Origin of the sequence: Xenorhabdus yunnanensis (assembly GCF_028598805.1) — a bacterium.
In the GTDB taxonomy this organism is placed as follows: Bacteria; Pseudomonadota; Gammaproteobacteria; order Enterobacterales; family Enterobacteriaceae; genus Xenorhabdus; species Xenorhabdus yunnanensis.
Genome location: NZ_JAQRFI010000010.1, coordinates 58,767 through 84,030, shown reverse-complemented (window position 1 = coordinate 84,030; position 25,264 = coordinate 58,767). Strand labels below are relative to the sequence as shown.

19 protein-coding genes and 3 pseudogenes are annotated in these 25,264 nt (G+C 39.1%); 11 read left to right on the top strand and 11 right to left on the bottom strand.

Annotated elements, in window-relative coordinates; translation table 11 throughout:
- Nucleotides 1-65: 65 nt before the first annotated feature.
- Nucleotides 66-1,412 (bottom strand): omega-aminotransferase AptA, encoded by a 1,347-nt coding sequence (gene aptA, locus PSI23_RS06295; protein ID WP_273554281.1) that lies wholly within the window; start codon nucleotides 1,410-1,412, stop codon nucleotides 66-68.
- Nucleotides 1,413-1,770: 358 nt separating this feature from the next.
- On the opposite strand from aptA, the gene PSI23_RS06290 reads away from it, so the two are divergent.
- The 3 genes and pseudogenes from PSI23_RS06290 (at nucleotide 1,771) to PSI23_RS06280 (ending at nucleotide 4,664) form a co-directional block, all read left to right on the top strand.
- Complete coding sequence (locus PSI23_RS06290; RefSeq protein WP_273554280.1) at nucleotides 1,771-1,929, top strand: hypothetical protein; 159 nt, start codon at nucleotides 1,771-1,773, stop codon at nucleotides 1,927-1,929.
- A gap of 152 nt (nucleotides 1,930-2,081) precedes the next feature.
- Complete coding sequence (locus PSI23_RS06285; protein WP_273554279.1) at nucleotides 2,082-2,540, top strand: DUF2946 domain-containing protein; 459 nt, start codon at nucleotides 2,082-2,084, stop codon at nucleotides 2,538-2,540.
- A gap of 117 nt (nucleotides 2,541-2,657) precedes the next feature.
- Nucleotides 2,658-4,664 (top strand): annotated as a pseudogene (locus tag PSI23_RS06280) (TonB-dependent copper receptor).
- A 181-nt stretch (nucleotides 4,665-4,845) separates the two neighbouring features.
- Here PSI23_RS06280 and PSI23_RS06275 read toward each other — a convergent pair.
- Nucleotides 4,846-5,337, bottom strand: a complete 492-nt coding sequence (locus PSI23_RS06275; RefSeq protein ID WP_273554278.1) for a MarR family winged helix-turn-helix transcriptional regulator — start codon at nucleotides 5,335-5,337, stop codon at nucleotides 4,846-4,848.
- A 208-nt stretch (nucleotides 5,338-5,545) separates the two neighbouring features.
- On the opposite strand from PSI23_RS06275, the gene PSI23_RS06270 reads away from it, so the two are divergent.
- Together PSI23_RS06270 and PSI23_RS06265 are read left to right on the top strand one after the other, a co-directional pair.
- The gene (locus tag PSI23_RS06270; RefSeq protein WP_273554277.1) at nucleotides 5,546-6,451 is read left to right on the top strand and encodes an EamA family transporter; all 906 of its coding nucleotides are present in this window, start codon (nucleotides 5,546-5,548) and stop codon (nucleotides 6,449-6,451) included.
- Nucleotides 6,452-6,462: 11 nt separating this feature from the next.
- Nucleotides 6,463-7,059 carry an NADPH-dependent FMN reductase gene (locus tag PSI23_RS06265; RefSeq protein WP_273554276.1) on the top strand — a complete coding sequence of 199 codons (597 nt, stop codon included), beginning with the start codon at nucleotides 6,463-6,465 and terminating at the stop codon, nucleotides 7,057-7,059.
- 393 nt (nucleotides 7,060-7,452) lie between these two features.
- Here the strand turns inward: PSI23_RS06265 and PSI23_RS06260 are convergent, their stop codons facing one another.
- Both PSI23_RS06260 and PSI23_RS06255 read right to left on the bottom strand, forming a co-directional pair.
- Nucleotides 7,453-7,878, bottom strand: coding sequence for an N-acetyltransferase (locus PSI23_RS06260; protein ID WP_273554275.1), 426 nt, complete (start codon nucleotides 7,876-7,878; stop codon nucleotides 7,453-7,455).
- A 23-nt stretch (nucleotides 7,879-7,901) separates the two neighbouring features.
- Nucleotides 7,902-8,162, bottom strand: coding sequence for an MFS transporter (locus tag PSI23_RS06255; RefSeq protein ID WP_273554274.1), 261 nt, complete (start codon nucleotides 8,160-8,162; stop codon nucleotides 7,902-7,904).
- An 857-nt stretch (nucleotides 8,163-9,019) separates the two neighbouring features.
- Between PSI23_RS06255 and PSI23_RS06250 the strand changes: the two genes are divergently transcribed.
- The 4 genes and pseudogenes from PSI23_RS06250 to PSI23_RS06235 all read left to right on the top strand — a co-directional run bounded on the left by PSI23_RS06250 (nucleotide 9,020) and on the right by PSI23_RS06235 (nucleotide 14,872).
- Nucleotides 9,020-12,076 carry an autotransporter domain-containing protein gene (locus PSI23_RS06250; RefSeq protein WP_273554273.1) on the top strand — a complete coding sequence of 1,019 codons (3,057 nt, stop codon included), beginning with the start codon at nucleotides 9,020-9,022 and terminating at the stop codon, nucleotides 12,074-12,076.
- Between the two features lie 193 nt (nucleotides 12,077-12,269).
- Nucleotides 12,270-13,787, top strand: coding sequence for a trypsin-like serine peptidase (locus PSI23_RS06245; protein WP_273554272.1), 1,518 nt, complete (start codon nucleotides 12,270-12,272; stop codon nucleotides 13,785-13,787).
- A gap of 280 nt (nucleotides 13,788-14,067) precedes the next feature.
- A pseudogene (locus tag PSI23_RS06240) lies at nucleotides 14,068-14,450 on the top strand (STM2901 family protein).
- Nucleotides 14,444-14,872, top strand: a complete 429-nt coding sequence (locus PSI23_RS06235; RefSeq protein WP_273554271.1) for a DUF1493 family protein — start codon at nucleotides 14,444-14,446, stop codon at nucleotides 14,870-14,872. The pseudogene PSI23_RS06240 and the gene PSI23_RS06235 overlap by 7 nt, the downstream one beginning before the upstream one ends.
- Nucleotides 14,873-15,242: 370 nt before the next feature.
- On the opposite strand, the gene PSI23_RS06230 is transcribed toward PSI23_RS06235, so the two are convergent.
- From PSI23_RS06230 to PSI23_RS06215, 4 genes are all read right to left on the bottom strand, one after another.
- Nucleotides 15,243-16,127 (bottom strand): radical SAM protein, encoded by an 885-nt coding sequence (locus PSI23_RS06230; RefSeq protein ID WP_273554270.1) that lies wholly within the window; start codon nucleotides 16,125-16,127, stop codon nucleotides 15,243-15,245.
- A gap of 12 nt (nucleotides 16,128-16,139) precedes the next feature.
- Nucleotides 16,140-17,138 (bottom strand): hypothetical protein, encoded by a 999-nt coding sequence (locus PSI23_RS06225; RefSeq protein ID WP_273554269.1) that lies wholly within the window; start codon nucleotides 17,136-17,138, stop codon nucleotides 16,140-16,142.
- 1 nt (nucleotide 17,139) lies between these two features.
- The gene (locus PSI23_RS06220) at nucleotides 17,140-17,985 is read right to left on the bottom strand and encodes a TauD/TfdA dioxygenase family protein (protein ID WP_273554268.1); all 846 of its coding nucleotides are present in this window, start codon (nucleotides 17,983-17,985) and stop codon (nucleotides 17,140-17,142) included.
- A gap of 385 nt (nucleotides 17,986-18,370) precedes the next feature.
- A complete protein-coding gene (locus PSI23_RS06215; RefSeq protein ID WP_273554267.1) occupies nucleotides 18,371-20,314 on the bottom strand; it encodes a pyridoxal phosphate-dependent decarboxylase family protein in 1,944 nt (647 codons plus the stop codon).
- 858 nt (nucleotides 20,315-21,172) lie between these two features.
- Between PSI23_RS06215 and fnr the strand changes: the two genes are divergently transcribed.
- Together fnr and uspE are read left to right on the top strand one after the other, a co-directional pair.
- On the top strand, nucleotides 21,173-21,928 hold the full coding sequence (fnr, locus tag PSI23_RS06210; protein ID WP_273554266.1) for a fumarate/nitrate reduction transcriptional regulator Fnr: 756 nt from the start codon (nucleotides 21,173-21,175) through the stop codon (nucleotides 21,926-21,928).
- A 128-nt stretch (nucleotides 21,929-22,056) separates the two neighbouring features.
- Nucleotides 22,057-23,001 (top strand): universal stress protein UspE, encoded by a 945-nt coding sequence (gene uspE, locus PSI23_RS06205; RefSeq protein ID WP_273554265.1) that lies wholly within the window; start codon nucleotides 22,057-22,059, stop codon nucleotides 22,999-23,001.
- Nucleotides 23,002-23,150: 149 nt separating this feature from the next.
- Here uspE and PSI23_RS06200 read toward each other — a convergent pair whose 3' ends face one another.
- The 3 genes and pseudogenes from PSI23_RS06200 to PSI23_RS06190 form a co-directional block, all read right to left on the bottom strand.
- Nucleotides 23,151-24,074, bottom strand: coding sequence for a tyrosine-type recombinase/integrase (locus tag PSI23_RS06200; protein ID WP_273554304.1), 924 nt, complete (start codon nucleotides 24,072-24,074; stop codon nucleotides 23,151-23,153).
- Nucleotides 24,075-24,609: 535 nt separating this feature from the next.
- Nucleotides 24,610-24,771 (bottom strand): hypothetical protein, encoded by a 162-nt coding sequence (locus PSI23_RS06195; protein ID WP_273554264.1) that lies wholly within the window; start codon nucleotides 24,769-24,771, stop codon nucleotides 24,610-24,612.
- Nucleotides 24,772-25,089: 318 nt separating this feature from the next.
- A pseudogene (locus tag PSI23_RS06190) lies at nucleotides 25,090-25,245 on the bottom strand (AzlD domain-containing protein); the annotation flags it as partial.
- Between the last annotated feature and the right edge of the window lie 19 nt (nucleotides 25,246-25,264).

The following is a 25,264-nucleotide window of genomic DNA, read 5'->3' as shown; positions in this document are numbered from 1 at the left end:
GGGCGGTATCCTGACCACCCATTGAATAAATTAATAATGGAGATTAATGATTGCTTGGATTTCCTTTATTTAATCTGGTGTAGAACATCACCCACAGCATTGAACAGACGCTCAAGATCATCAGTTTTAGCATTAAACATAGGACCAAATTGCAATGCATCACCACTAAAACGCACATAAAAACCCGATTTCCATAATGCAATACCGGCATCAAAAGACCGGATCGCCGCATCTCCGTCCCGTGGAGCAAGTTGAATTGCCCCCACCAGCCCACAGTTACGAATATCTACTACATTCGGACAGTGCTTAAGTTCATGTAGTGCTTGTTCAAAATGCGGTACCAATTCAGCGGATTGCTGCAATAAATTCTCTTTTTCCAGTAGTTCTAAGGAAGCTAATCCTGCTGCACAAGCAACGGGATGAGCAGAATAGGTATAACCGTGGCTGAACTCGACCATATGTTCTGGCAGAGGCTGAGACATAAACGCCTCGTAAATCTTACTGGAGGCAACGACACCCCCCAGAGGAATTGCACCGTTGGTCACTTGCTTAGCGAAATTGAGAATATCGGGGGTAACACCGAAATACTCAGCGCCACTCCAACGGCCCAAACGTCCGAAACCGGTAATCACTTCATCGAAAATCAGCAAGATATTGTGTTGGGTACAGATTTCCCGTAAACGTTGTAAGTAGCCTTGTGGCGGGATAATAGCGCCAGCAGAGCCAGCAAGAGGCTCGACGATAACAGCGGCAATATTACTGGCATCATGCAGTTCGATGAGTTTCAATAATTCATCTGCCAGTTCACGGCCACCAGCCGATGGCATTCCTTTAGTAAAAGCCATATTGGATTGTAATGTATGTGGTAGATGATCAACATCCATAAACTGACCAAACATTTTGCGATTTCCACCAATACCACCAAGGCTAGTTCCTGCAATATTGACGCCATGATAGCCACGAGCCCGACCGATAAATTTAGTCTTTGCGGACTGTCCTTGAATCCGCCAGTAAGCACGAGCCATTTTTACTGCGGTATCGGCAGCTTCCGACCCCGAACTGGTAAAAAATACATGATTCAAATCATCGGGCATAAGACTGGCAATTTTATCAGCCAATTTAAATGACAAAGGATGTCCATATTGAAAACCGGGTGAATAATCCAACGTACCCAATTGTTCAGAAACAGCCTGACGAATTTCAGTGCGTGTATGGCCTGCTCCACACGTCCATAAACCTGACAAACTGTCATAAATCCGTCGGCCTTGATCATCAACCAGCCAGTTTCCCTCTGCGGAGACAATTAAACGTGGATCTTGTTGAAAATGACGATTAGCACTGAACGGCATCCAATGTGCTTTAAGGTTCAGTGTTTGAAACGGATTGGCTTTAAATGGATGGCTATCTGACATTTTTTTAACTCCTTACACAAGGTTGTAACAAAGAGTTTGCAATGAAAATATACTCAAGTTAAATCTCAATTATCGAATCAGTAGTTCTGAGTTTACTTATGTAAATAAAAACAACAAGCTTTAGGCAACTAATTAATTTTTATTTGAAATTATTACGGACCTTTAAGGTCGTCGTAGAATGTGGCAGTTTTTCTATAGCAGAAATAAAATTATTTCTAGATAACTTAGATTGAAAATTGCCCAATAAAATTAACAGTTATCAATTGATAACTGTTTTTCATTATACAAACATCTTTAAATTTTATTTAATGCAACAAAGTCATTGTTAATAATTTTTTTGCTTAATGGAGTGAATATAATGAGTTTTTTGAAAAATAATATTTTTGGTGTTTTTTATTCTGTGTTAACTAAAGTCTTTGTTGTATTTATTTTAATGGGAAGCATTCAATTATCTTATGCTGAAGATAAAGACAAAGAAATAAATATATGTAAGAGTGTCTGCTGGCAACCCATTTAGTTGATTACATCTGTTGACTATATGCAATGGCCAACAGATGCCATTCAAATACAGCAAAACCACCTATGCTCTGTCCTAAAAAATTTTAACAAACCCATCAAAAATGCAGTAAGATTAGCGCCCAATCGTGGAAATTGATTTGGGCCATTAATTTGTTATCACTTTTTCGCCTCTCACAGCGTCGGACACCTGCCTTTATCGCCTTACTAGCGATTTTGATGCTGTTCATTGCACCTGTGGTATCGAAAACGCTGGAACACTATCGTAAAAATGGAACGTGTGAAAACGGAATGAATCACTGCATGTCTATGTCTGATATGCAGAATAGTGATAACAGTAGCCACCACAACCCAAGTCACCACCAAGTATCGCCACCGCCTCATTCCATGAACCATCATGGTGCTGATCATATCCATACGGGATTGATGGATGATATTGCTTGTGGTTACTGTCAACTTCTGATTAACCTGCCATTATTGGCAGAAGGTTTTGTTCCTTTCATTTTGCTGACGCTTATCGTGTCTCGGGCACCACTAGCATTACGTCTTTCTGGCTCAACTATTCGGCTGTTTTACGGCGAATCACAACCACGCGCCCCTCCCCTTAATTAGTCTATTCATTCGAAACAAATAATTTTATTTTCATTGCCTTACATAGTGTGTATGGCGATTTTTTAATGTTTTAAATAAATTCCAAGACCGAATTTGTTACTAATTAAGGGATTTTTTATGTCTGCTGCACAATTATTTCGTGTATCACCTCTGACGGCTGCTTTGGCTATCGCACTTTCTGTACCAACCAGTAGCTTGGCTGCCAATATGGAACACGCCAAAGAAGCACATACAGCAAATGACAATGAAGTAGTAATAACAGTAACTGCTCCAGCAACGTCGCCACTTGAAGTGGCATCTTCACTAAAAACGCCTCGTCAACCAATTCCTGCCAGCGATGGTTCCGATTATCTGAAAACTATTCCCGGTTTTTCACAGATCCGTAATGGTGGTACTAACGGCGATCCTGTATTCCGTGGCATGTTTGGCTCACGTCTGAGAATGCTGATTGATGATAGTGAAATTCTAGGTTCTTGTGGTGGACGTATGGATGCGCCAAGTTCTTATCTCTCACCAGAAAGTTATGATGTTCTGAGTTTAGTGAAAGGCCCACAAACAGTACTTTGGGGAGCAGGAAACTCAGCCGGAACTATCCGTTTCGAACGTACTCGTCCTCAGTTTGAACAACTGGGTGCACAAGGTAATGCCAGCACAGTTATTGGTTCTAATGGACGTTGGGATGGTAATGCTGATCTCAGTATTGGCAATGAACTGGGTTATATCCGTTTAATTGGTAATAAATCCCGATCCAGTGATTATAAAGATGGTAATGGTCATCGTGTTCCTTCACGTTGGGATAAATGGAATACTGATATTGCGTTAGGTTTGACGCCTGATGAAAATACGTTACTGGAGTTAAGCGCCGGACAAGGTGATGGTGAAGCGCGCTATGCTACGCGTGGTATGGACGGCTCTCAATTCAAGCGCAAAAGTTTTGGCGTGCGTTTTGAAAAATCCAATATTGGTGAGGTGTTTGACAAATTTGAAAGCAATTTTTACTACAACTACACCGACCATGTAATGGATAACTATTCTATGCGTACGCCTCTACCTGGGCACATGGAAATGGTTTCAGAGCCGGATCGCCTTACCATGGGTGGTCGTATAATGGGAACTTGGGTTTGGGAGGATTTCAAATTACAGAGCGGATTAGATATGCAAACGAATATCCACCGTTCCAATACCGATCATTACATGAAGAAAGCTGAAAGGATGGGTTGGCAGAAAAATGCACGTTTCCGTAACTATGGCCTTTTTGGTGAATTAACGTGGGATGCAACTGAACAGAGTAAAGTTATCGGTGGTGCACGTTTGGATCGTGCAACAGCATATAAATACTCTACCCAACAAGAGCGCAAAGAGACCATTCCCGCTGGCTTTATCCGGTTTGAACATAATCTGAAAAACGCTCCCGTGATGTTCTATGCCGGTATGGGTTATACCGAGCGTTTCCCTGATTACTGGGAGATATTTTCAAAAAAAGCGGGTGAAGGTGAAAATGTTTTCACGGATGTAAAAACCGAAAAAACCACCCAGTTGGATATCGGTGCGCAATATAACGATAACCAACTGAAAGGTTGGGTATCAGCATATGTGGGTAAAGTGAATGATTTCATACTATTTAACTATGGAAACAAAGACCCTGCTCACAACATTAATGCCACCATTATGGGTGGAGAAACGGGGCTTGCTTATAAATTCAATGAACATTGGAAAACTGATGCCAGCTTGGCGTATTCCTGGGCGCAAAATACCACCAATCATCGTCCGTTACCTCAGATCCCACCTTTGGAAGCACGTTTTGGGCTGACTTGGGAACATGGTGATTGAACGAGCAGTGGTTTGTTGCGTCTGGTAAACAGTCAACACCGAGTAGCAATCAATGAAGGTAACGTTGTCGGCAAAGATTTTGATAGCAGTAAAGGCTTTGCCATTCTATCTGCAAATGCAGCCTATAAAGTGACTAAAAATGTTCAGGTCAGTGCTGGCGTTGATAACATTTTTAATAAAGCTTATGGCGAACACCTTAACTTAGCGGGAAATCAGGGCTTTGGTTATTCTGGCAACACAGCAGTAAACGAGCCTGGCCGTACTTATTGGGCAAGAATGAATGTTAAGTTCTAATATTTTCTATTCTTAGCATTATCTTTTTAGATTAGAAACATTTCGCCCTGGCATAAGTCAGGGCGAATTTTTTAAATATCTTTAAGAAAAGATAACTTTCATAGTTAGTTTAATATTAATAATGTCTTTCAAAAAAGATACTTTTGTGATTTACCTGAAAAAACTCGTTATCAGGTAAATCTCAGCTAGCTGATTCATTAGCCAACAACCAATGACGTAACAACGTTGCAAGTTGCTCTTGTTGAGTTTCGGTCAACGGTTCAAGAATCGATTTTTGATTCTCCAAATGACTTTCCACTGCTTTATCTATCAATGCCTTCCCTTTTGATGTCAGAAAAACTTTGCAACTGCGTCGGTCTTCTTCATTGGCGACACGCTCAACCAATTCTCGCTGTACCATATGTTCAATACGAGTGCTCATTGCTCCAGAAGTTAGCATAACGGATTGATACATTTCAGTAGGCGTAATTGGGGCGTTATTGCGACGCAGCGTCGCAAGGATATCAAATTCTATGGTGCTTAAGTCGTGTTCTTTGAAAGCATGTTGCAGACGTTGTTCAATAATTTTGTTTACGCGACATAACCGTCCAATGACGCCCATTGACGACGGATCAAGGTCTGGGCGTTGTTGTTCCCACTGTATCAGTAATCGGTCAACGTGATCGTACTTCATGCTTTTTTCCCTATTTATTTTATTTCGACAAAAAGATACTTGATAAAAATCGTTTAGGCTATTATTTTAATTTAGCTTTATTTAAAGATACTTTAAGTGATGTCATTTTCAAGCTGATGGTTTGATTTGATGAGCGTTTGAATGGATAAGTACCGAAAAGAGGATACACAGGAGGATGAAGAAATGAATAACTTAGAAGGACATCAACATGTCAGAAATTAAAACCGTTCCGAATATTTTACTGACAGCGTTGGCCCCGATTGTTTGGGGAAGTACTTACATCATTACAACCGAAGTATTGCCACCCAATATGCCTTTACTGGCTTCTACCATCAGGGCTTTACCTGCCGGTATATTATTACTTCTGATTTGTCGTACTGTGCCCAAAGGAATTTGGTGGCTACGTATTACGGTATTGGGATTACTTAATATCGGTGTTTTTTTCTATTTCCTCTTTGTTGCAGCAGAATATCTCCCTGGTGGCACAGTGTCACTGATTATGGCTTGCCAACCTATTATTGTTATCTTGTTAAGCACTTACATACTGAAAACTTCCCTGACAATAAAACACATCATTTCTGCAATATTGGGGATTATCGGGATCAGCTTATTAGTATTGAATTCAGCCACCAGCTTAAATTGGCAAGGCGTAATTGCTGGCTTGGCAGGATGCAGCTGCATGGCTTTAGGTGTTGTGCTGACTAAATATTGGAACCGCCCTAAAAACTTATCATTACTTAGTTTTACTGGTTGGCAATTAACGCTTGGAGGCTTCATGTTATTGCCCATCGCTATTTTTATAGAAGGTTTACCACAACATCTTACTGTGGCCAATATTCTCGGTTACGGTTATTTATGCATGGTTGGTGCAGTATTTTCTTATATCATTTGGTTTCGTGGAATTGAAAAATTACCTGTTGTGACAATCTCTTTTTTGGGATTTCTCAGCGCTGTTTCTGCTTGTATTTTAGGCTATCTGTTTCTAAAACAAACATTTTCCTTGCCACAAATGTTTGGAGCATGCACCATCATTATTTCTGTTTGGCTTTCGATTCCTCGGAATCAGATAAAAAAAACCGATAATCCTACAACTTCATTAACTAGTAAAAAATAACAGGAAAATTAATGAAACTTACTATAATTTCAGGCAGCCAACGCCCGGATTCCTGTAGCCAACGTGTGGCTTGTTATTTGCAAAAATTAAGTAGCGAACATGGGTTTACTGACATAGAGCTTTTGGATCTCTCTAATATAGAATTGCCATTACATGATGGTTTTACGACAGATATATCAGCAGAATCTCATCCTTGGCAGGCGATTGCGCGATATTTAAGAGAGAGTGAAGCATTTATCTTTGTTACCCCAGAATGGCATGGAATGGCAACCCCCGCATTAAAAAACTTTTTATTACATTGTTCTATAGCCGAATTGGGCCATAAACCAACATTGTTGGCGAGTGTATCAGGTGGAATTAACGGTGTTTACCCACTTTGTGAATTACGGATGACCGGTTTTAAAAATAATCATGTTTGTTTCTTGCCTGACCATTTAATTTTTCGGCAGGGTGAAAACTTGATTTCGAAAGATCTGATTTGTAACGATGAGGCATTTGAAAGCCGAGTTAACTATACGCTAAAACTACTTGAATCTTATACTAAGGCATTGAAGCAAGTCCGCGAAGATATTGGAGAAGAAAGTAAAAATTATCTGTATGGTATGTAATTAAATGGTATTTAGTTTCTTATGAGTAAACCTCGGTTCAGAAATTTGAGCCGAGAGTATCCTTTTAAATGTGGATGAAAAATACACTTCATTTTTACTATAAAGCTGTAGATGTAGCTATGATGAGGCTAAAAAAGAAAATAAAGGATATTTTTTGATTAGATTCTATTCTAAGGAAATAACAGATGATAACTGAGTGGATATTTCTAGCAAAAGCACAATAACCAAAAGCACAATAACAGATTGAATTACTTATGCTGTATAAAAACACAGTGTATCGTATTTTTGGCAATTTTGTTTAATAATGAAGCATAATTAGATTTCTATTTGTTCAGATGGAGTGAAATGCCAGCAACTAAAGAGATACTGGCTTTGTTTGTACTTTTATGTTATCTACATTTTTAAGCGCATAAAATACTCTTTGCATCCCGTATTTTCATCTACGTCTTCGCTGACAACATAAAACCCCTGTGATAAGTAGAACTCATAGCTTGCTTGGTTTTGCTGATAAACCGATAATGTGAGTTCAGTTCTTCGATTTTTGGCATTATTCACTAATGCTTTGCCTATTCCCTGCCCCTGCTTATCTGGTGATACAAAAACGGCGGCCAAGTTATCTTCGTGCAGTGCATAAAAGCCGATAATATTAGCTCCTTGTACATAGACATATACTTCTGAGGCCGGAATATAGATATGTCTCATGTTTTGGACTTGTGACTGCCAAAATTCAGACGCCACAAAATTGTGAGCTTTAATGGAAGCCTCTAACCAAATAGACAGAACCGCATCCATATCTGCTTCTGTAAAAGTTCTGATCACTCTTTAATATCCCCTTATATATCCTATTTTCGATGTAGTTTTTTCAATAAGTAAAAGGCAATAAAAGCGGCGGCAACATTGTAAAGCATACTGTGAACAAAAGCATTTTGATATGTGACAAAAGGCGATGTATCTATTCCATTAAAATGCCACTGAACTAACACACTAATTACGGCAACACCAAAAGCAGCACCAATTTGTTGTAAAGTCGCAATGACACCTGATGCCATACCTGCAAATCGTACGTCAACAAAAGCCAGAACAATATTGAGCAATGGTGTCATAACAAAACCCTGACCATATCCAAGGAATATTAGAATCTAAGATATCACCTGATTTTTATGATATGTGGCATAAGCATGAAATCTATCCTTGTAATGGCGTTCGGTGGCTGAATGTAAATGGGCAGGAAACGGCTTTCGATTACACATCAATGATTACCGATTTAGAAAGACATTTGCGTTTGATTGTTTATGCCAAAAAGAGCAATTAATTGATCGATTAAATTATACCTATTTATTGGTATATTTATTTAATTTTCACATTATATTTAAAAATAATTTTTTTAAAAAAATAAATGATATAACATTTTTTATATGTAAGATGTTTTTTAAATCATAATTATTAAATAATCACAGTGAGATCTTCAATAATTTATATATTCATTAACATTCAAGAAATGAAATCCATAACAAAGTTATCAACTGCCTTGATATAAAAGTCAGTATAATAAACTATCGCCACGGCAGGTGTCACAAATAATATCCACCCACTTAAAAAGTTACATACCAATAACAATTAACATCCTTTCAATAATGAAAATCACACAACCAAATGTTTTAATGTAATTTATTACCAAACCCCTCTTATGCCGTGATTTTAATTTTGTTATAAAATAGTTATAAAATGGTTAATATTCTTCCTTGCGTTTTGGGTTTAATTATTATCCTATAGCAGCTTGTGGGCATAAAATATTATGCGCGAAATTATTCTATAGATGGTTAAAAATATAGAGTTGGATCGGCATTGCCTACTTACTTAAGTTCAATAATCGGTTTTATTAATAAGGACTTTTCAAGGAGCGATGTGCCAAATAGCAAATTGAAAGTTACCACTTTTTAAAAAATGGAACCTCTATATTATGAAAAAAAACAATTCGGCACGACCGATCTTTTTGTGGATGACATTATTTTTTGGACTATTACCTGTTAGCGCTTCAATAGCGGCTATTGAATATCAGGAAAAAGGCAAGAAGAACTCACCAGATAGTTGGTTATCAGATGAATTTAATCATCAGTGGGGATTGGCCGCTATTGGTGCTCATTATGCTTATGCGCGGGGTTACACGGGGAAAGGCATTAATGTTGGTGTCTTGGATGAAGCTGTCACCCACCATCCTGAATTTGCAAATAAACTGAAAATCCTGAGTCCTGAAGACCCATGGAATTACGATGAAAACCTCTATACAGGGATTATCAGTTTTGGTGCCCATGGTAATCATGTTTCCGGAATTATTGCAGCAAACCGGGATGGTGAGGAAATGCACGGCGTGGCATTTGATGCGGGATTGATCACAGGAAAATATTTGCAAAATCCGTATAACCGCACAGAAGCTATGATCCAAAGCAATGCGAGAGTTATCAATAATAGTTGGGGCGTTCGCCCTCGCTATGAGATTGATGCAAACGGCAATCCTAAACGATGGGCAAATGGGACGGTCAAGTATTACCCGGTCACATTGCAAGATGTGATTGATTATGTCAGACCAATTAAAGATGACTTGGATCGGTTAAGCCGTTCTCCAATCCCGGAGAGTGATGATTATACAACCAGAAGCGCAGGTCTATTACGGGCGGCCCGCCATGGAAAATTAGTTATTTTTGCTGCGGGAAATGCCAATAACTATAACGTTACTTGGATGCATGCAGGTATGCCCTATTTTTTCCCTGATGCATTGAAAAACTACCTCAGCGTCGCCAACCTGACCAGAGAAAATAAAATTAACCCATCATCAACAAGTTGTGGTTATACCGCCAGTTACTGTTTGTCCGCACCAGGCACAAAAATTTACAGCAGTACCGGAAATTTCGTTTCTAACGTGAATGGCGACATTAATGAAGAGGCTTTCGAAAATGGTGAATTGGAGATTGCTCCCACCTATGAGGCCTACACCGGTACATCAATGGCCTCACCCCATGTTGCGGGTGCTGCGGCGGTCTTGATGCAACGCTTCCCTTATATGACTGCCGGACAAATCGCTGATGTTCTCAAAACCACTGCCACCGATTTGGGTGATCCTGGAATTGATGATATGTACGGTTGGGGAATGCTGAATCTGAAAGATGCTATCGATGGCCCCAAAAAATTCATCACCGAAAAGGATATTCCCAATAAATACTACATTCCCGGCTCCTATACTGAAACTCAGTTTATCGCCAATATTCCGGGGCTCGGTGGTTTGGTCGAGCAAGGCACAACGGTAGAGCGAGTCTGTGACAGCTATGAATGCGCCTATGACAGTTGGAATAACGATATTATCGGTTACGGTGGGTTAACTAAAACTGGCAATGGTACGCTCGAACTTGCCGGTAAAAATAGTACTTATAAAGGCTCGACGTTGGTAGAACAAGGCCGTTTGCAGGTTAGCGGCTCCATCACGTCGGATGTGACGGTACAAGATGGCGCAACCCTCGGCGGTGCTGGTACGGTCGGTTCACTTATGGCCAATGCCGGTGCCAATATTGCCCCCGGCAACTTAAGCTCAAGCGGTGTGTTGAACGTTGAGCGCGATGTGACCTTCCTGGTGGGTTCACGTTATCTGGTGGAAGTGGCACCCAATAGCCAAAGTCATGGTGATCGTATTGTCAGCAATGGATTGGCAACGCTGAAAGGCGGTGAAGTGCAAGTCACGTTGGAAAACAGCAGTAACTTGTTATCGAAGCAAGAAGTCCGTAGCTTGCTGGGCCAGCAATACAATATCCTGCAGGCAAGCCGGGGGATCAACGGTCAGTTTACTGCTGTCGTGCCAAACTATTTGTTTGTTGGTACTGAGCTGAGCTACCACTCAGATCGCGTGCTGTTGGATATCAACCGCAATGCCACCCCATTCACCAGCTTGGGCATGACCACTAACCAACGTGCGGTCGCGAATGCAGCCGATAAGCTGAGTTTGGGGCATCCGGTTTATGAAAGTATCTTGATGTCTGATACGGCTGCACAAGCCCATCAAGCTTTCCAACAACTCTCTACCGGCCAGATCCATGCGGATATTGCAGCGGCACAAATCGATAATAGCCGGTATCTGCGCGATACACTGAACACCCGTTTACGTCAGGCTGACGGTGGCGCTGTCGGGCAGGATATCAAGGCGGATAAGAACGGGGCATGGGCACAAATCATCGGTAACTGGCAACGGGCTGATGGTAACAGTGAAGTGAATGGTTACCGTGTATCCAATTATGGTGTGTTATTGGGTGTGGATAAAGCATTAGACAATGACTGGCGGTTCGGTGTCGCAACCGGGTATATCCGCTCTTCGTTGAATGGTGGAGATAACACATCAGCACGCAGCAATAATTTCCATCTGGCGCTGTACGGTAGCAAGCAAATTGATGCGTTGGCGTTGCGTACTGGTGTTGCTTACAGTTGGCACCGTTTTGATACAAAACGCTCGGTGGCGTTTGGCAGCCAATCGGACAACCTGAACGCGAAATATAGTGCGCAAACGGGGCAATTGTTCACTGAGGCCGCTTACGGCATGAACACCGCCTGGCTAAATCTGGAGCCATTTGCCAACTTGTCTCATGTTAATTTCCGTCATGATGGCATAAGTGAACATGGTGGTGCCGCTGCATTGAACGGTAAAAAACACTCGAAAAATGCAACGCTTTCGACACTAGGTTTACGTGTCAACCAAAAATGGCAGACTAAAAATGAACTGACCGTGGGCGTTTATGGTGAATTGGGTTGGCAACATCAGTTTGGCAATGTCGATCGTGATACTCAGTTAAGTTTTAGCAACAGCAATGCAACGTTTACAGTCAACAGTGTTTCAGCCGCACGTGATGCAGCTGTCATTAAAGCCGGTACAGCATTGGGCATCAATGAAAACACCAGCTTGTCTCTGGGTTATAACGGTGTTTTATCCGGCAACCATAAGGATAATGGCGTATTCCTGAATGCCAACTGGACGTTCTAGTCAGTAAAAATCGCTTATTATCCTCAATAATAGAAACTCACTGCCGGTAAAAGCTGGCAGTGAGTTTTTCATTTTGGGCATTTTGTTTAGAGCATTTGTATCCGTTTTAATACAAATCACTTTGGTAGAACTGAATAATGATTAAATTAGATAATGAATCCAAGTCATTAGATATATCCAAAGGAGGAAAATTGTGACTTATCGTAAAATTATATTAATTAGTTTGTTCTCGGTTTCTGCAAGTTCAAGTGCTTTAGCCTTAAACACTGTAACTTTATCAACGGCAAATGATAATGGTGCTCCATTAATGCAATCAACCGATCCTGATGCTGAAAAGTACAGAACTGTTGGTAAATTAAATGCCTACTCACATTGTACAGCAACCCTGATTTCTGGTGAAAATACACCGAACAAGGATACACCAGCACTGATACTCACTGCCGGGCATTGTGTAAATAGTAATGTGGGTACAAACGACGTGATCGTTGATCAGCCAGCACCTGAGTATTGGCAATATACTCCAGATTACTTCATTGATAAGAAAGATGAATTATCACCAATAAAAATCAATCGTATTTTATATTCAACGATGAAATACGAAGATATCGCGGTTTTACAATTGGATGCAACTTATGGTGACTTAGCGAAAAAAGGCTATCATCCTTTGAAGCTGAAGAAAAACCTTAAAATGAAACATCAACCTATTGTGTTGACTCATATTCCTGTTGATAACGTTGATTACAATTATGCTTACCTCAGAAAATCTGAGTGTAACATCACTGGAACATCTCCGTTATTGTATGAAGGTAACTCTCCGTGGATTTGGTCGCCGGTTTTCTCCACTAACTGTGCTGGCGTAGTTGGTGGAACATCTGGCTCTCCTGTTTTTGAGAAAGATAAAACAGACGTGATTGGTGTAATGAATACGACAACAACACCGGAAATGACCGGCTGTGGATTTGGCAGACCTTGTACTATCGAAAACAATAAAGGTATTTCGACAGAAGGCGCTAGCTATTTCATCCCCGTAGATAGCATTGCTAATGCGTTGACAAAAGATAACAAGCTGGATCTTTCTAAACTTGAAAATAATAGTGGTAATGTTCTGGAAAGGAGTACGCCTTGGTCACCTTGGGTAACTCAAAGCGTTAATCCTATTGATGGGGAGAAAGCAAAATGGGACATCGTTATCAAGGAAGGAGCTAACGTTAAGAATATTCGTTATAAAACAGGTTTAATCAGCGATGTAAATTGTGCTGATGAAACGGGATACAGTGCTTCTATTCCTGTGAACCAAAGCCCACTGGAAAACATACTGGTTCCGAAGCAAGATGGGATCTATAAACTCTGTGTTATTCACCAGAATAACGGTGGTCAATGGCAAAATACAAAAGATGCCTCAGTTATGTTACGGGAAATTGATAATATACCACCATCAATTAAACCTACTTTAAATGTGAAAGGTCTTGAGAGTGATAGCTGGTTTGTGACTACTGAAAGTAGTGCCTATGAAATCACAAGCATACATATGAAACATGGCCCTAAAGCGACAACTAATTGCGACGATAAAGCAGACTACCAACCTTTCTGGATGCCAATCGTACTGAAAAAGGCTGAAGCTCCATGGCGTGTTTGCGCATATGGTGCAGATATGGCACGAAATTCTGGCCCAATAAAAGTACTAGATATTGAAGCAAGTACTACTAAGTAAGCACTGTTAAATATAAGTATTGTTAAAGAGGTAAAAGAACTCACTACTGGCAAACACTGGTAGTGAATTTTCTTTTTTATAGTTATAGTATATGCCCATTCTCAAGGGGGTTGTGCCCCGTATCTATGCCGAACTGACCCAATCAATATCCCCTAATAGCCCTGTAAAGGAGTTTAAAACTCAACCGGACAAAAACAAAGTTCATTTTTCAAACAAATCTGTTCTGGCAATCTTCTGTACGTGATTATAAGTTGTTCTTTTTCACAAAAAAGAGTAAGACATGGATACGGTTGAGTAGTTACACGGAACCTATTTTTATGATGGAACACCTAATCTTTCCGCCGGAAAGCTATTTTTTTGGATCATGATTGATGAAACCCTGGATCATTTTGGTATCACTGATATAGCAGGGATATTTGTGATTTATATTGGTCTGAATAACGTCCCCGTGACAGGTAAACCGGCTGGCGCGACGCAGGGAACTTCAATCGCGTCTAAATATTAAACACTAAACGGATTATGACGAAGAAATTCGGTACATTTGTGGGTCGAACTATTCCTTTAGTGGGTTGGGTAATACTCGCTAGTGATGTAGCGGCTATTACTTATAAGGCCGTCAAGAAATATAACGTTATCGCTAACCGGAAGGATCGCTTATGGTAGACAGGACAAACATAGAGAGCGAAGTGTTTGCATGGTATGAGGCAAATCACAATGTGCCAATTTTTCTGTGTTTCAAAAAGCCCAAACTTACCCTTGAAACTAGCCTTTCAACCGGGAAGTATCCTTGGTCGTGGGAAGATGCGGAAGATATTCTCGCTGAATATTTTGAAAAATGTAATGTAGATCCACGTAATTTTTCATTTATAAAATATTGGCCTAATGAAGAAATCTTTATTCCCTTCCCAATCGTTCAGCAACGTAGCATTTATCCCAGAGGAAGTCATTTACTCAAATTGTTTCACCATCAACTAATATTGGATTACAAATTGGTTATGGAATTTTCATGTCCCTTATGCACCTTATCTGGTTTATGGAGATTGCAGTTTTCTTCTCTCACCATAAACTCAGAGCCACAATGTTAGAAAAACAAACCATAGCATCATTTTAATGGGATTGGGTGCTTCTTTGGGGATAATTCCTATCGTCAATTGATAAAAAACGATAAATCTAGTCATCATCTTTCGAAGCAATCAACTATGAGAACTTATCATTATGCCAATTGATTTCAATGCTCCAAAAAACAGGCATGCTTATCTTGGTCGTGAAGCTCAACAAGAATGGTTAGAATTAAGTTAAATTTAATCCAGAAGCTGGTGGATCCTAGTGATAAGGAGGTCGCGGATGTTTCTTTCCAAATATTGAATAACCCTCCGAATATCACCTCATTATATAGAAATAAATCAACGGCTTGGGGAGCAATCACCCAAGCCATTATAGTGTTATAGCTACACGTTACATAACCCTATACTTACTGCGAATATCCCTAACCTGAGATTTTAGTTGTCCGCAGCCACCCCAAATTTCTGTACCATCACTTTTATCTGATATGCATCGAAAACCAGCTTCAGTAAGTGCTTTGTCAAAAGAAGGCATTTTTTCTGAAGGGTTCAATGTTATTCCATTTATATCACTAACTTCATTCAGATACTTTAGCTTAATAACAAATGTGTCTTTATCCACCAAATCTTTTAACCGGGCCAAATCCTCTTGTGAGTCATTTATTCCCTCCAGCATCAGATAATTAACAATAACAGGAACCCCAGTATGGTGATGATAGGTCGAGAAATGCTCAAGAAGGTCTTTGATGCCAAATTTCGCTTTTGATGGAATTAACATATCGCGCTGTTCGTCGGTTGTAGCATGGAGCGAAATGGAAATGGTATTCAATGGAAGATCATAAATTTTATCTCCCGCATGGCGAATACCGACAGTTGTCAGTGTCACCCTATTTGCCAGTGACTGTTTTTTGAACTCAGTGACTGCGCCACTGATCTCTTTCAAATTCAACATTGGCTCCCCCATTCCGGCGAACAATATTGTATTGAGTTCTTGGTTAACTCCCAGAGCCTTTGAATGTAATAAATGCTCACGGCACAATAAAACCTGCTGTACTATTTGCTCTGTCGTCATGTTTCCCAACGGTTGTTGTCTGCCGGTTTCGCAAAACACGCAACCGACAGCACAACCGTATTGGCTGGATATGCAAAGATAAGGTAAACGTTGATTTGTATGCATAAAATAAGTTGATTCAACACTTTTTCTTAAGTCTGAGTCATTTGCTGATAGCAAATATTTTTTAGAACCATTTTCTGACTCCACTACTTCACTGATTTTCATTTTTACACCTTCTCAATATTCTTCGGCACGGCGGCGCATATCAGAGACTCCGCACATTTTGGGACTGGCTAGAGGCAAATCAGATTGCATAACTTCTTGATGTGTTTTTACTGGATCAATAAATAATTGATGGATTTCATCCAGTTGTAGTGTGGAAAGATAACCACTATGAATACCCTGATAATTTTCTGGGATCGTCGTTGTCGTGGGAAAAACAAGTTGTTCTGGATACAAGCGACCACTCCAGAATTCATTACCTTTATCCAGTGGTTTGACCATATCAGTATTGACTAACTCAGAAATTTTGGCGTTGTAAGGGAATCTCAGGCTGTTCTCGGCCGCAGGATAGTCATGTTTTACCATCCAATCGACAATATTTTGTTGTCGTTCCATCAACGCAATATCTTTAAAGAATGCAGTTAATACTATGGGGATTACGATCCCTCCTGCATTGCGGTATTTTTCAATAAAATCTAGTCGTTGTTTCAACTGTACTTTGGTATCTAACGCACTAACCGAAACCCTTACTTCTGCTTCAGCTACAATTAAGCGCTGCATAATGTCAAATGACATTTTACGAAAGGCTTTGGTGATAAATATCATCATCAACCCCATATCTCGTGCCAATTCAGTCATTCGTGCAGATATGGGCCAGTTCCATGATGGATCGCTATTCCATCCACATCTGATGTATTTTTGTGAATGAGGCAAGGCGTGAAGATCAGAGAGAAAAATAGTTTTATCTAATTGATTATCAACTCGCTTACCAAAATCGATACCATTTTCCCAACTAGAAACAGCAGAAAAACACATGCCATAACAAGCCATACTTTCTGGTAAACATCCTGTTACAACATCAGTAGTTAAACTATTAAATGGTAATCCTCCAGCAATTCCTGCTCTTATCAACATTGGCTCTGCGGGTTTAAGTTTATGTTCCTTGCTATATGCTTCGTTACTTTTCCTGACTAATTGCTTAATAAGTTTCTCTTTCTCTTCTTCTATATGCATATTAATCCTCTATTATTTCCCGGCCAGGTATTTTAGTTTGATAAGAAGTATCTGGATGAATTTTCAATGCCTTAATAAACCTATCCCCAGTAAAATATTCACGGCGATGCAAAAGTTGACTGTTATCATATAAAAGTAAATCTCCCTCACTCCATTGGTGTGAATAAATGTTTTCTGGAGATAATATTTTTTCTAAAATAGTCTCTTTCAGCTCTTTTGAATGTGTCAGGAGCTGATTATTATCAAGAAATGCCATGGTGTTTTCACTGACATAAATATATTGCTGCTTTGTTCGTACATTTTCAATTATCACGGGGTGAGCAACGGTGATATGAGGAGCATTGTCGTGTGAAGCCGCAGGTTGGCGGGTTGACCACAATTTGTTTAATATTGAAAGCTCATCAGGGGTAAATTCCAGATGATCTACAGCAGTGGAAACAAAAGAAGTATTTCCTCCCTGACATTTCACAACTTCACTGTAAAGTATGCTGACGGACGCTGGATTGAAGCGAAATTCTTGATCTGAATGCCAAAAATCTGTTTCATTACCAGCAAAACCTAATTGTTCTCCTTTGTTATCACGTAAGTTGGTTAAGTAAGCAATATATTTCCGGTTATCTGATAGAGAGATTTTCCGGGCTGGTTCTTCAAGTTTTCCACTTCCTACATGTTGTGCAAAGTTAACAAGATCCTCATCATTCATTTTCTGATTGTTAAAAATCAGCAAACCATAAGTGGACAGATGTGATTTTAGAATAATGTAATCTTCATTTGACATCTCAGAAAAATTTTCACAGACAACATAAGCGCCAAAATGTTTTCTGAGAGGTTTTATCGTAAATGGCATGACAATTCCTCATATTTAATATTTATTACAATTAATTATCTTCAATAAATACCAATGAAAAAGTTATTAACCTCATCGGAACAATCAAAGATATGAAATTTATTTCATATTTTTATATGTGTTAAAGGTGTTTTTTGCATTTCAGGATGGGATGATAACTCAATAGTTCATCAATTAAGGTGATTAAAAATCATTGGTTAAATAAAAATCTTTTTGTGATGATGTTTTTCTTCAAATTTTATTTGTTATTTTTAACAAAATTTAATGCAAGAGTAATACATATAATTAATAGTAAAAAGAGCCTATTTTTATAGGCTCATCATGATTAATTTATTATTTTTTCAATCTAAAAACACTAGTTGATTAATGTTCTAATTTCTGTTTATCAATCCATAAATGGGACTTCCAGCCCCAAATTTATCCGTGCTTTTTTCTCTTCTTCATCAACAATCTGGTCCAATTTCTTGATAAAGATAGCTTGAAGCTGCTCCCAGAACTCTTCAAAGTGCTCTTCATCGCGTAAGCAGTAAGTCATTACCGCAGCGCGTAATACATAGATATTGCGGACCTCTTCCCATTCATTACGATTAAAACCACATTTCTCTGCATAGAGCCATGGCGTATCACCATATTCTTTATAATCTAATATAGTTGATGATGTGAGAAAATCGTTGGTATAAGCACGTCCCGCAGAATATGAGCAAAGTTCGTATAGACGCTTGTTGAGAGCATTATGATTGCTCAGGCTATCGCTACCAATTTCTTTGAATGTAAAGTTGATCATATGAAAATCAGGGGATGGAAAAATATGTGCTTCAAATCGATGTTTACCGATTTCTATTGGCGCTAAATTTGCCAATTTACTCAATAACCTTTGGGCTGTGACGATGCCAGCAGCAATGACTTTCCCGTATCCATTAATATTTAAAGGTAATAAACGATGAGCAGCCCAAAGTGCCGCAGCTGTTGCTCCCGATTTTGAACCTTCCATAATGGATGAACCAAGAATTCCCCGATTGATGGTATTCGTTTTATCATTATTTTCTTCGAATACATACGCTGCATGAGAAGAAATCAGGTCGAGAATACGCTTGTCTTTCATGCAGATGGCACCCGCTGCATATTGAATGAAACCAACTTTATGCGGGTCCACTGTAATCGAGTCAACTTCTTTCAATGCCTTGAAGCTCTGGTAGACTTCAGGTTTCGGCCAGCTGATATTTTCCGGCATGATCCCTACCGACTGGTGGTAATTGGTCAGCTCATCATATTCTATAAAGTCTCCCTTCTCATTCAGTAGCATGGAACACGCATATCCTGCATAGGCAGCATCAACGTGGATATAAAATGACTCACCATAACGCTCTTCACATTCTTTCCTCAATGCAACAACTTCATCAATCCGATCAATTGCACCAACTTCAGTCGTTCCTACTACAGCAACCATTGCCAAAATGGGTTTACCTTGTTCAATTAATTCAAAGGTGATTTTTCGCATTTGAGCAACGTCAGTTTGATAATCTTCATTGACAGGTAGGGGAATAATGTTTTCCTGACCAATCCCGAAAATATCTGCTGCTTTCATCCAAGAATAATGTTTGGATTGTGGAACCAATAACTTGCCCAGAATTTCCGCTTTAACTCCCGTACCACGACATGTCATATCGCGAATTTCGTCAAAGAGTCCACGTTTTTTCAGTTCAGTAATCAAATCCAAAATTTCAGCGGTTGGCATATTTTTCAATTGCCGGGATGTTTTATGGCTGATCAGATCTTTTGCTTTAGGATGTTGAGATATTGCAAAAGGCAATGTTTTTAAATTCCTGGCTACCCACACCCCTTCATAATTAGCCACTGTGCCGCCAGAAGTGATATGCCCCCAGGATTGTTGAGGGTTATAGCCAAACATGCGGCAGAGGTCTAATCCTGATTCAAGCTCTAGTTCTGTTGTTGTCGGGGATGCTTCATAGCTACAGTTATTCGGGTTGTACATCATGGCCATAACGTAGGCAAGATTAGAAACCATTAGGGTATCACTGCTGATATGACCGAGGTAACGAGGAGAAAAGAAAGGAATAGATGTGTTTTTCAATTTTGCAGATAGCTGGTTTAAGATCCCTTCTGTGCGATAAAGTGTTTCTCTATAGTTATGTTCGTAGCGATCAACGGATGTAACTAAAGTAGTATCTTCAGGGTGGAAACCTGAGCGCCAATGCATATGTTCGCTAACCGCATAATCCATCATCTCTCTAAAAAAAACAGCGTTCTCTGATTTTGGACCCAAAAATAACGCATCTACATTTAAATTCGGATGAAATGGTTTAGTCATAATCACACAGCCTTTTAATTGATTCTTTGTTTTTTGTTGTAAATAAAAAATTTATTAATAATTTGTTTTTATTTTCTGTTTTAATGGCGAATGTCTTGCGACGGTGATAAAACACCCACAATAACTAACTGAAAATACTTTGTTTGATTTTCGATCGTTGCGTAAAAAACATTCTGCAACATATTTCTAATCAATCTATTTATATATATAAAACATTGCTCTTAGTATATTAATAATAAGTTAATAGTTAACTTTAAATTTGTGCGCTACCACAAAGAAATGAGAATAATATCTTATAGTATTTACCTGAAAATATTTCTTTATAAAACTATAAAGGTGGGAATTTCCATGAATAACAGAAACTGTGACAACGTCACAGTTTCTGTTATGCGGAACTAAAAGCGAAAAAAGTGGGATAATCAATCAAGATAGTATGAATTATTTATCATACTTTTCACATAATAAAAAATGTATATCGGTTGATCACTTCAGCACAGCAATGAGCATAGGAAATGCTCCAATCAGAATAAAATTTCTTATATTCAATCAATGGATTATCTCTTATTCTCTTGAGGAAGTAAGTTTAGAATGCTATTGCAATAATATATAATCACCATGAAAGAATTCTTAATCACTTACGCCTATTGAATCCATATATTATTAATTAAATTTTATTTTGTTTAATATATTATATCGAGCAACTAAGATGTTATGTAAATTCGAAATAAATCCCAAAAAAATTTCACTTTTTCGCTAGTGATGATAAATATCGAGATTAATGGACATACCTAGCTCTTATCAGAACAACCTAAATATGTTAAATTTACGCATATCAATCACTTCTAATGAGCATCTTCTATGATCCCGGAAAAACATATTATTCGTCGGATTCAATCTGGTGGTTGTGCAATCCACTGTCAAGATTGTAGCATTAGCCAGCTTTGCATTCCTTTCACCTTAAATGAACATGAACTTGACCAGCTTGATAATATTATTGAGCGTAAGAAACCCATTCAGAAAGGACAAACGTTATTTAAGGCTGGTGATGCACTGAAATCACTCTATGCCATCCGCTCTGGGACTATCAAAAGCTATACTATTACTGAAGAAGGTGACGAACAAATTACAGGTTTTCACCTTGCTGGTGATTTAGTTGGATTTGATGCCATCATAAATACTGAACATCCAAGCTTTGCCCAAGCTTTGGAAACGTCAATGGTATGTGAAATCCCATTTGAAACATTGGATGATCTTTCTGGGAAAATGCCTAATCTTCGCCAACAGATGATGCGTTTGATGAGTGGAGAAATTAAAAGCGACCAAGAAATGATACTGTTGCTCTCCAAAAAGAATGCTGAAGAAAGACTGGCTGCCTTTATTTACAATCTGTCACGCCGCTTTGCACAGCGTGGTTTTTCGCCTCGTGAATTCCGCCTTACCATGACACGCGGCGACATTGGTAATTATTTAGGCTTGACTGTTGAAACAATTAGCCGCCTACTTGGCCGTTTCCAGAAAAATGGTATTTTGGCTGTTAAAGGTAAGTATATCGCAGTCGAAAATATGGATAAATTGACTGAATTGGCCGGAAAGTCTCCAGCTAAAGTGTGCTAGCGTTAGCTAAATTTTAAGCCAGATCACTATATTTTGCTGATCTGGCATACTTTTAGCCTGTTATAGTTGTCTATATTGGTTTATCTTTCTATATGAAAGAGGCATCCAGACTCTGCGAGGAACTCAATATGGCAAACTACCAAAACCTCTTGGTTGCAATTGATCCCAATCAGGATGATCAACCCGCATTAAGGCGCGCAGTTTATATCGTGCAACGTAATGGGGGGAGAATTAAAGCGTTTTTACCTATTTATGACCTTTCATATGAAATGACCACTTTACTTTCTCCGGAAGAAAGAAGTGCAATGCGAAAAGGTGTAATAGGCCAACGAGTCGCTTGGATAAAACAGCAAGCCCATTACTATCTCGAATCAGACATTGATATTGAGATCAAAGTGGTTTGGAATAACCGTTCTTATGAAGCCATCATTCAAGAAATTATCAATGGAAATCATGACTTATTATTGAAAATGGCACATCAACACTCTCGGTTGGAATCCATGATTTTTACTCCTCTTGACTGGCACCTATTACGTAAGTGTCCTTGTCCGGTCTGGATGGTAAAAGATCAAGTATGGCCAGAAAATGGTTCTGCTGCTGTTGCTGTTAATTTATCCAATGAAGAACCTTACCATAATGAACTGAATCTGAAATTAGTACGTGAAACGCAAGACCTTGCCAACCGAATTGTAAAAGATCCCTTGATTCATCTTGTCAGCGCGTATCCGGTCGCACCTTTAAACATAGCAACTGAGCTGCCTGATTTTGACCCTAATGTGTATAATCAGGCATTGCGCGGTCAACATTTGATCGCCATGAAAGAATTGCGGCAGAAATTTTATATCGATGAAAAGCAAACCCACGTTCATGAAGGCGTACCAGAAAAAATAATTCCTGAGATATGTGATGAATTAAATGCAGGTGTAGTTGTTTTAGGCATTCTTGGCCGAACTGGGCTGTCAGCCGCATTTCTTGGTAATACAGCAGAACATGTTATCGATCGACTTAAATGTGATTTGTTGGCTATAAAACCTGATGGATTTGTTTGCCCGATCAAGGTAGAAGAAGAGTGACGGGGTTTAACTTTGATCAATAAGTGATAAGAGCTTGTTGATAGATAAATGATAGATGGATATTAACTAAAAAAGCTCCTGATATAGGAGCTTTTTTGAATATATGAGAAAAGCTCTCTGTTTTAGTAAAATAGAGACTATCTACTTTATCAAAAATTGAGATTTCGGGCTGCGTTCTTTAAACGTTCATCTCCGCGGCGATCATATTTCTGGGTTGTAGTGATGCTTGAATGCCCCATCGCATCTTTGACGGTTACGATATCTTCACCATTGTCCAACATAGCTGATGCAAATGTTCTGCGCAGATCATGTGGCGCAAATTTTTCCAGCCCACTTTCTATTCTGCGTGACTCAAGGATGTGATAAATTGCTTGGTCTGACAAACGGTTATCGGTTACATCATCATGGCGACGAATTCGGGTAAAAAGTGGGCCTGAATGATCCCCGCGTACTTCATCTATCCAACGAGTTAAACGTTCCCATGTTCCTTCCGGCATATAGGACAACCGTTCTTTATTACCTTTTCCCATAACTCTTAACGCTTGCTCGCGACGAATAATGTGTTTCATATCGAGTGAAACAATTTCTGAACGACGAAGTCCACACCCAACAAGCACACCAATGATAGCTGCATCACGTAATCCTTTTGTGCTGATATCATTTTCACAGGTAAAAAATAAAGTTTTTATTTCATAACGTTCAAGCGCCCTACCTTTTGGCAACCGATTTCCCCTGACAGATCGCACTTGTTTTATATGCTGAAAACAGTCGGTATCGAGTTGTTTCATTGTCCATGCTTCCAATGCAACACCTTTCAACGCAGAAAGATAAGTATTAATTGTTGCGGGTGCTTTACCTGAATCTGAAAGCATTTCCATAATTGCTTGAACATGATGACGACGAAGTGCGTGCCAAGTGCAATCTTGTACATTTTGGTATCCCAACATTTTTGCCACGATATCCAGAAAAGATTTCATAGTTTGGCGACTACGTTTTGAACCAAGGCTGACAAGATATGCAATTGCAGGATTGTCGTATATTCGTTTTCCCGGTGCAGTTAACGACATCAACATACCCTGCTTTTGTTGAGAGTCGGTCAGTACAGTCAATGATTTTTTATCACCGTTATTTTCGTGGTTATCTTTATTTTGATTATGGTTGTTCAAAGCTGTCTCCCGACTTCAATGTCTATAGTTCGCCAAAACATAATCCATAGATAGCGTTTGAACGGAACAGACATTTCCATTTTCCTATTCCTGATAGTGTGTTTTTTGCTCAACCTGAGTGCGTATTAATGATTGAGTTACGTAAAAATTACGGCTAATCACTCACGCTATCTTATTCAATAAATCTTACTTTTTCAAATGGTTCTTTTAATAAGTAGAATGGATTCAATATCTCCATGTAAATATAATTACTTGTTTATAAACAATAAATTCCCATTGAGGTCTATCTATCAGCTATTCCAGAATTGAGGCAATCGGATAATCTGACCATTAACGGTTCTCTAGTTGAACGTGAAAATTTGAATTTACATAATCGACTGAATCGTAAGGCATTGGGCTAACAATGTAATCTATAATTAGAAGAGGATCTCCATTGGATTATTTAACAGTTCGGTGGCGGGGATATGTTGATAGCAGACTGTAGCAGCAGTAACCCAAAAAACGTTACCGGAAAACCAATCAGAATCCATTTTATTAGCTTTCTGGCTTTCAGAATGGCAGGTGGGAGGGCGTTATGATCGCTATGGATCTTATTATTACTCATTTGGGTAATTCCTTTGTCGCTCTTCTTTGTGTTGCATGCTTGTTTATGTTTTGTGCTATTAATACCCAGCTAGGTATTATATTGCGGTTGCATAATCTCACATTTAATTTAAATTTTTGTAAAAGGACTGATTTAAATTTGGGGTTTGGCAGAGTTGCAAGATAGATAGATGGATGCAGGGTGACGGATTTTGCTAAATCAATGTTGAGAGTTTTACTATTCGTGATGATTTATCTCTAATGGTGGACATCCAGTAAAATGAATGCAGCTATTTGGTTTTGGCACAACGACACTATATGGATGTCCAACAATATTTTTTTAACTTATTCCTGCGTAGCGTAGTAGCGCCGTTACAATTTCTGCAACTAAAATCACCACAATCAATGGCATTTTTCGCCAGGCAAGAAAGACAGCAACAGCAATACCCAACACGCGCGCCATACCAGCAAAATGTCCACTTTCGTAGAAATCAGTCTTTGCAAAACCAGATAGG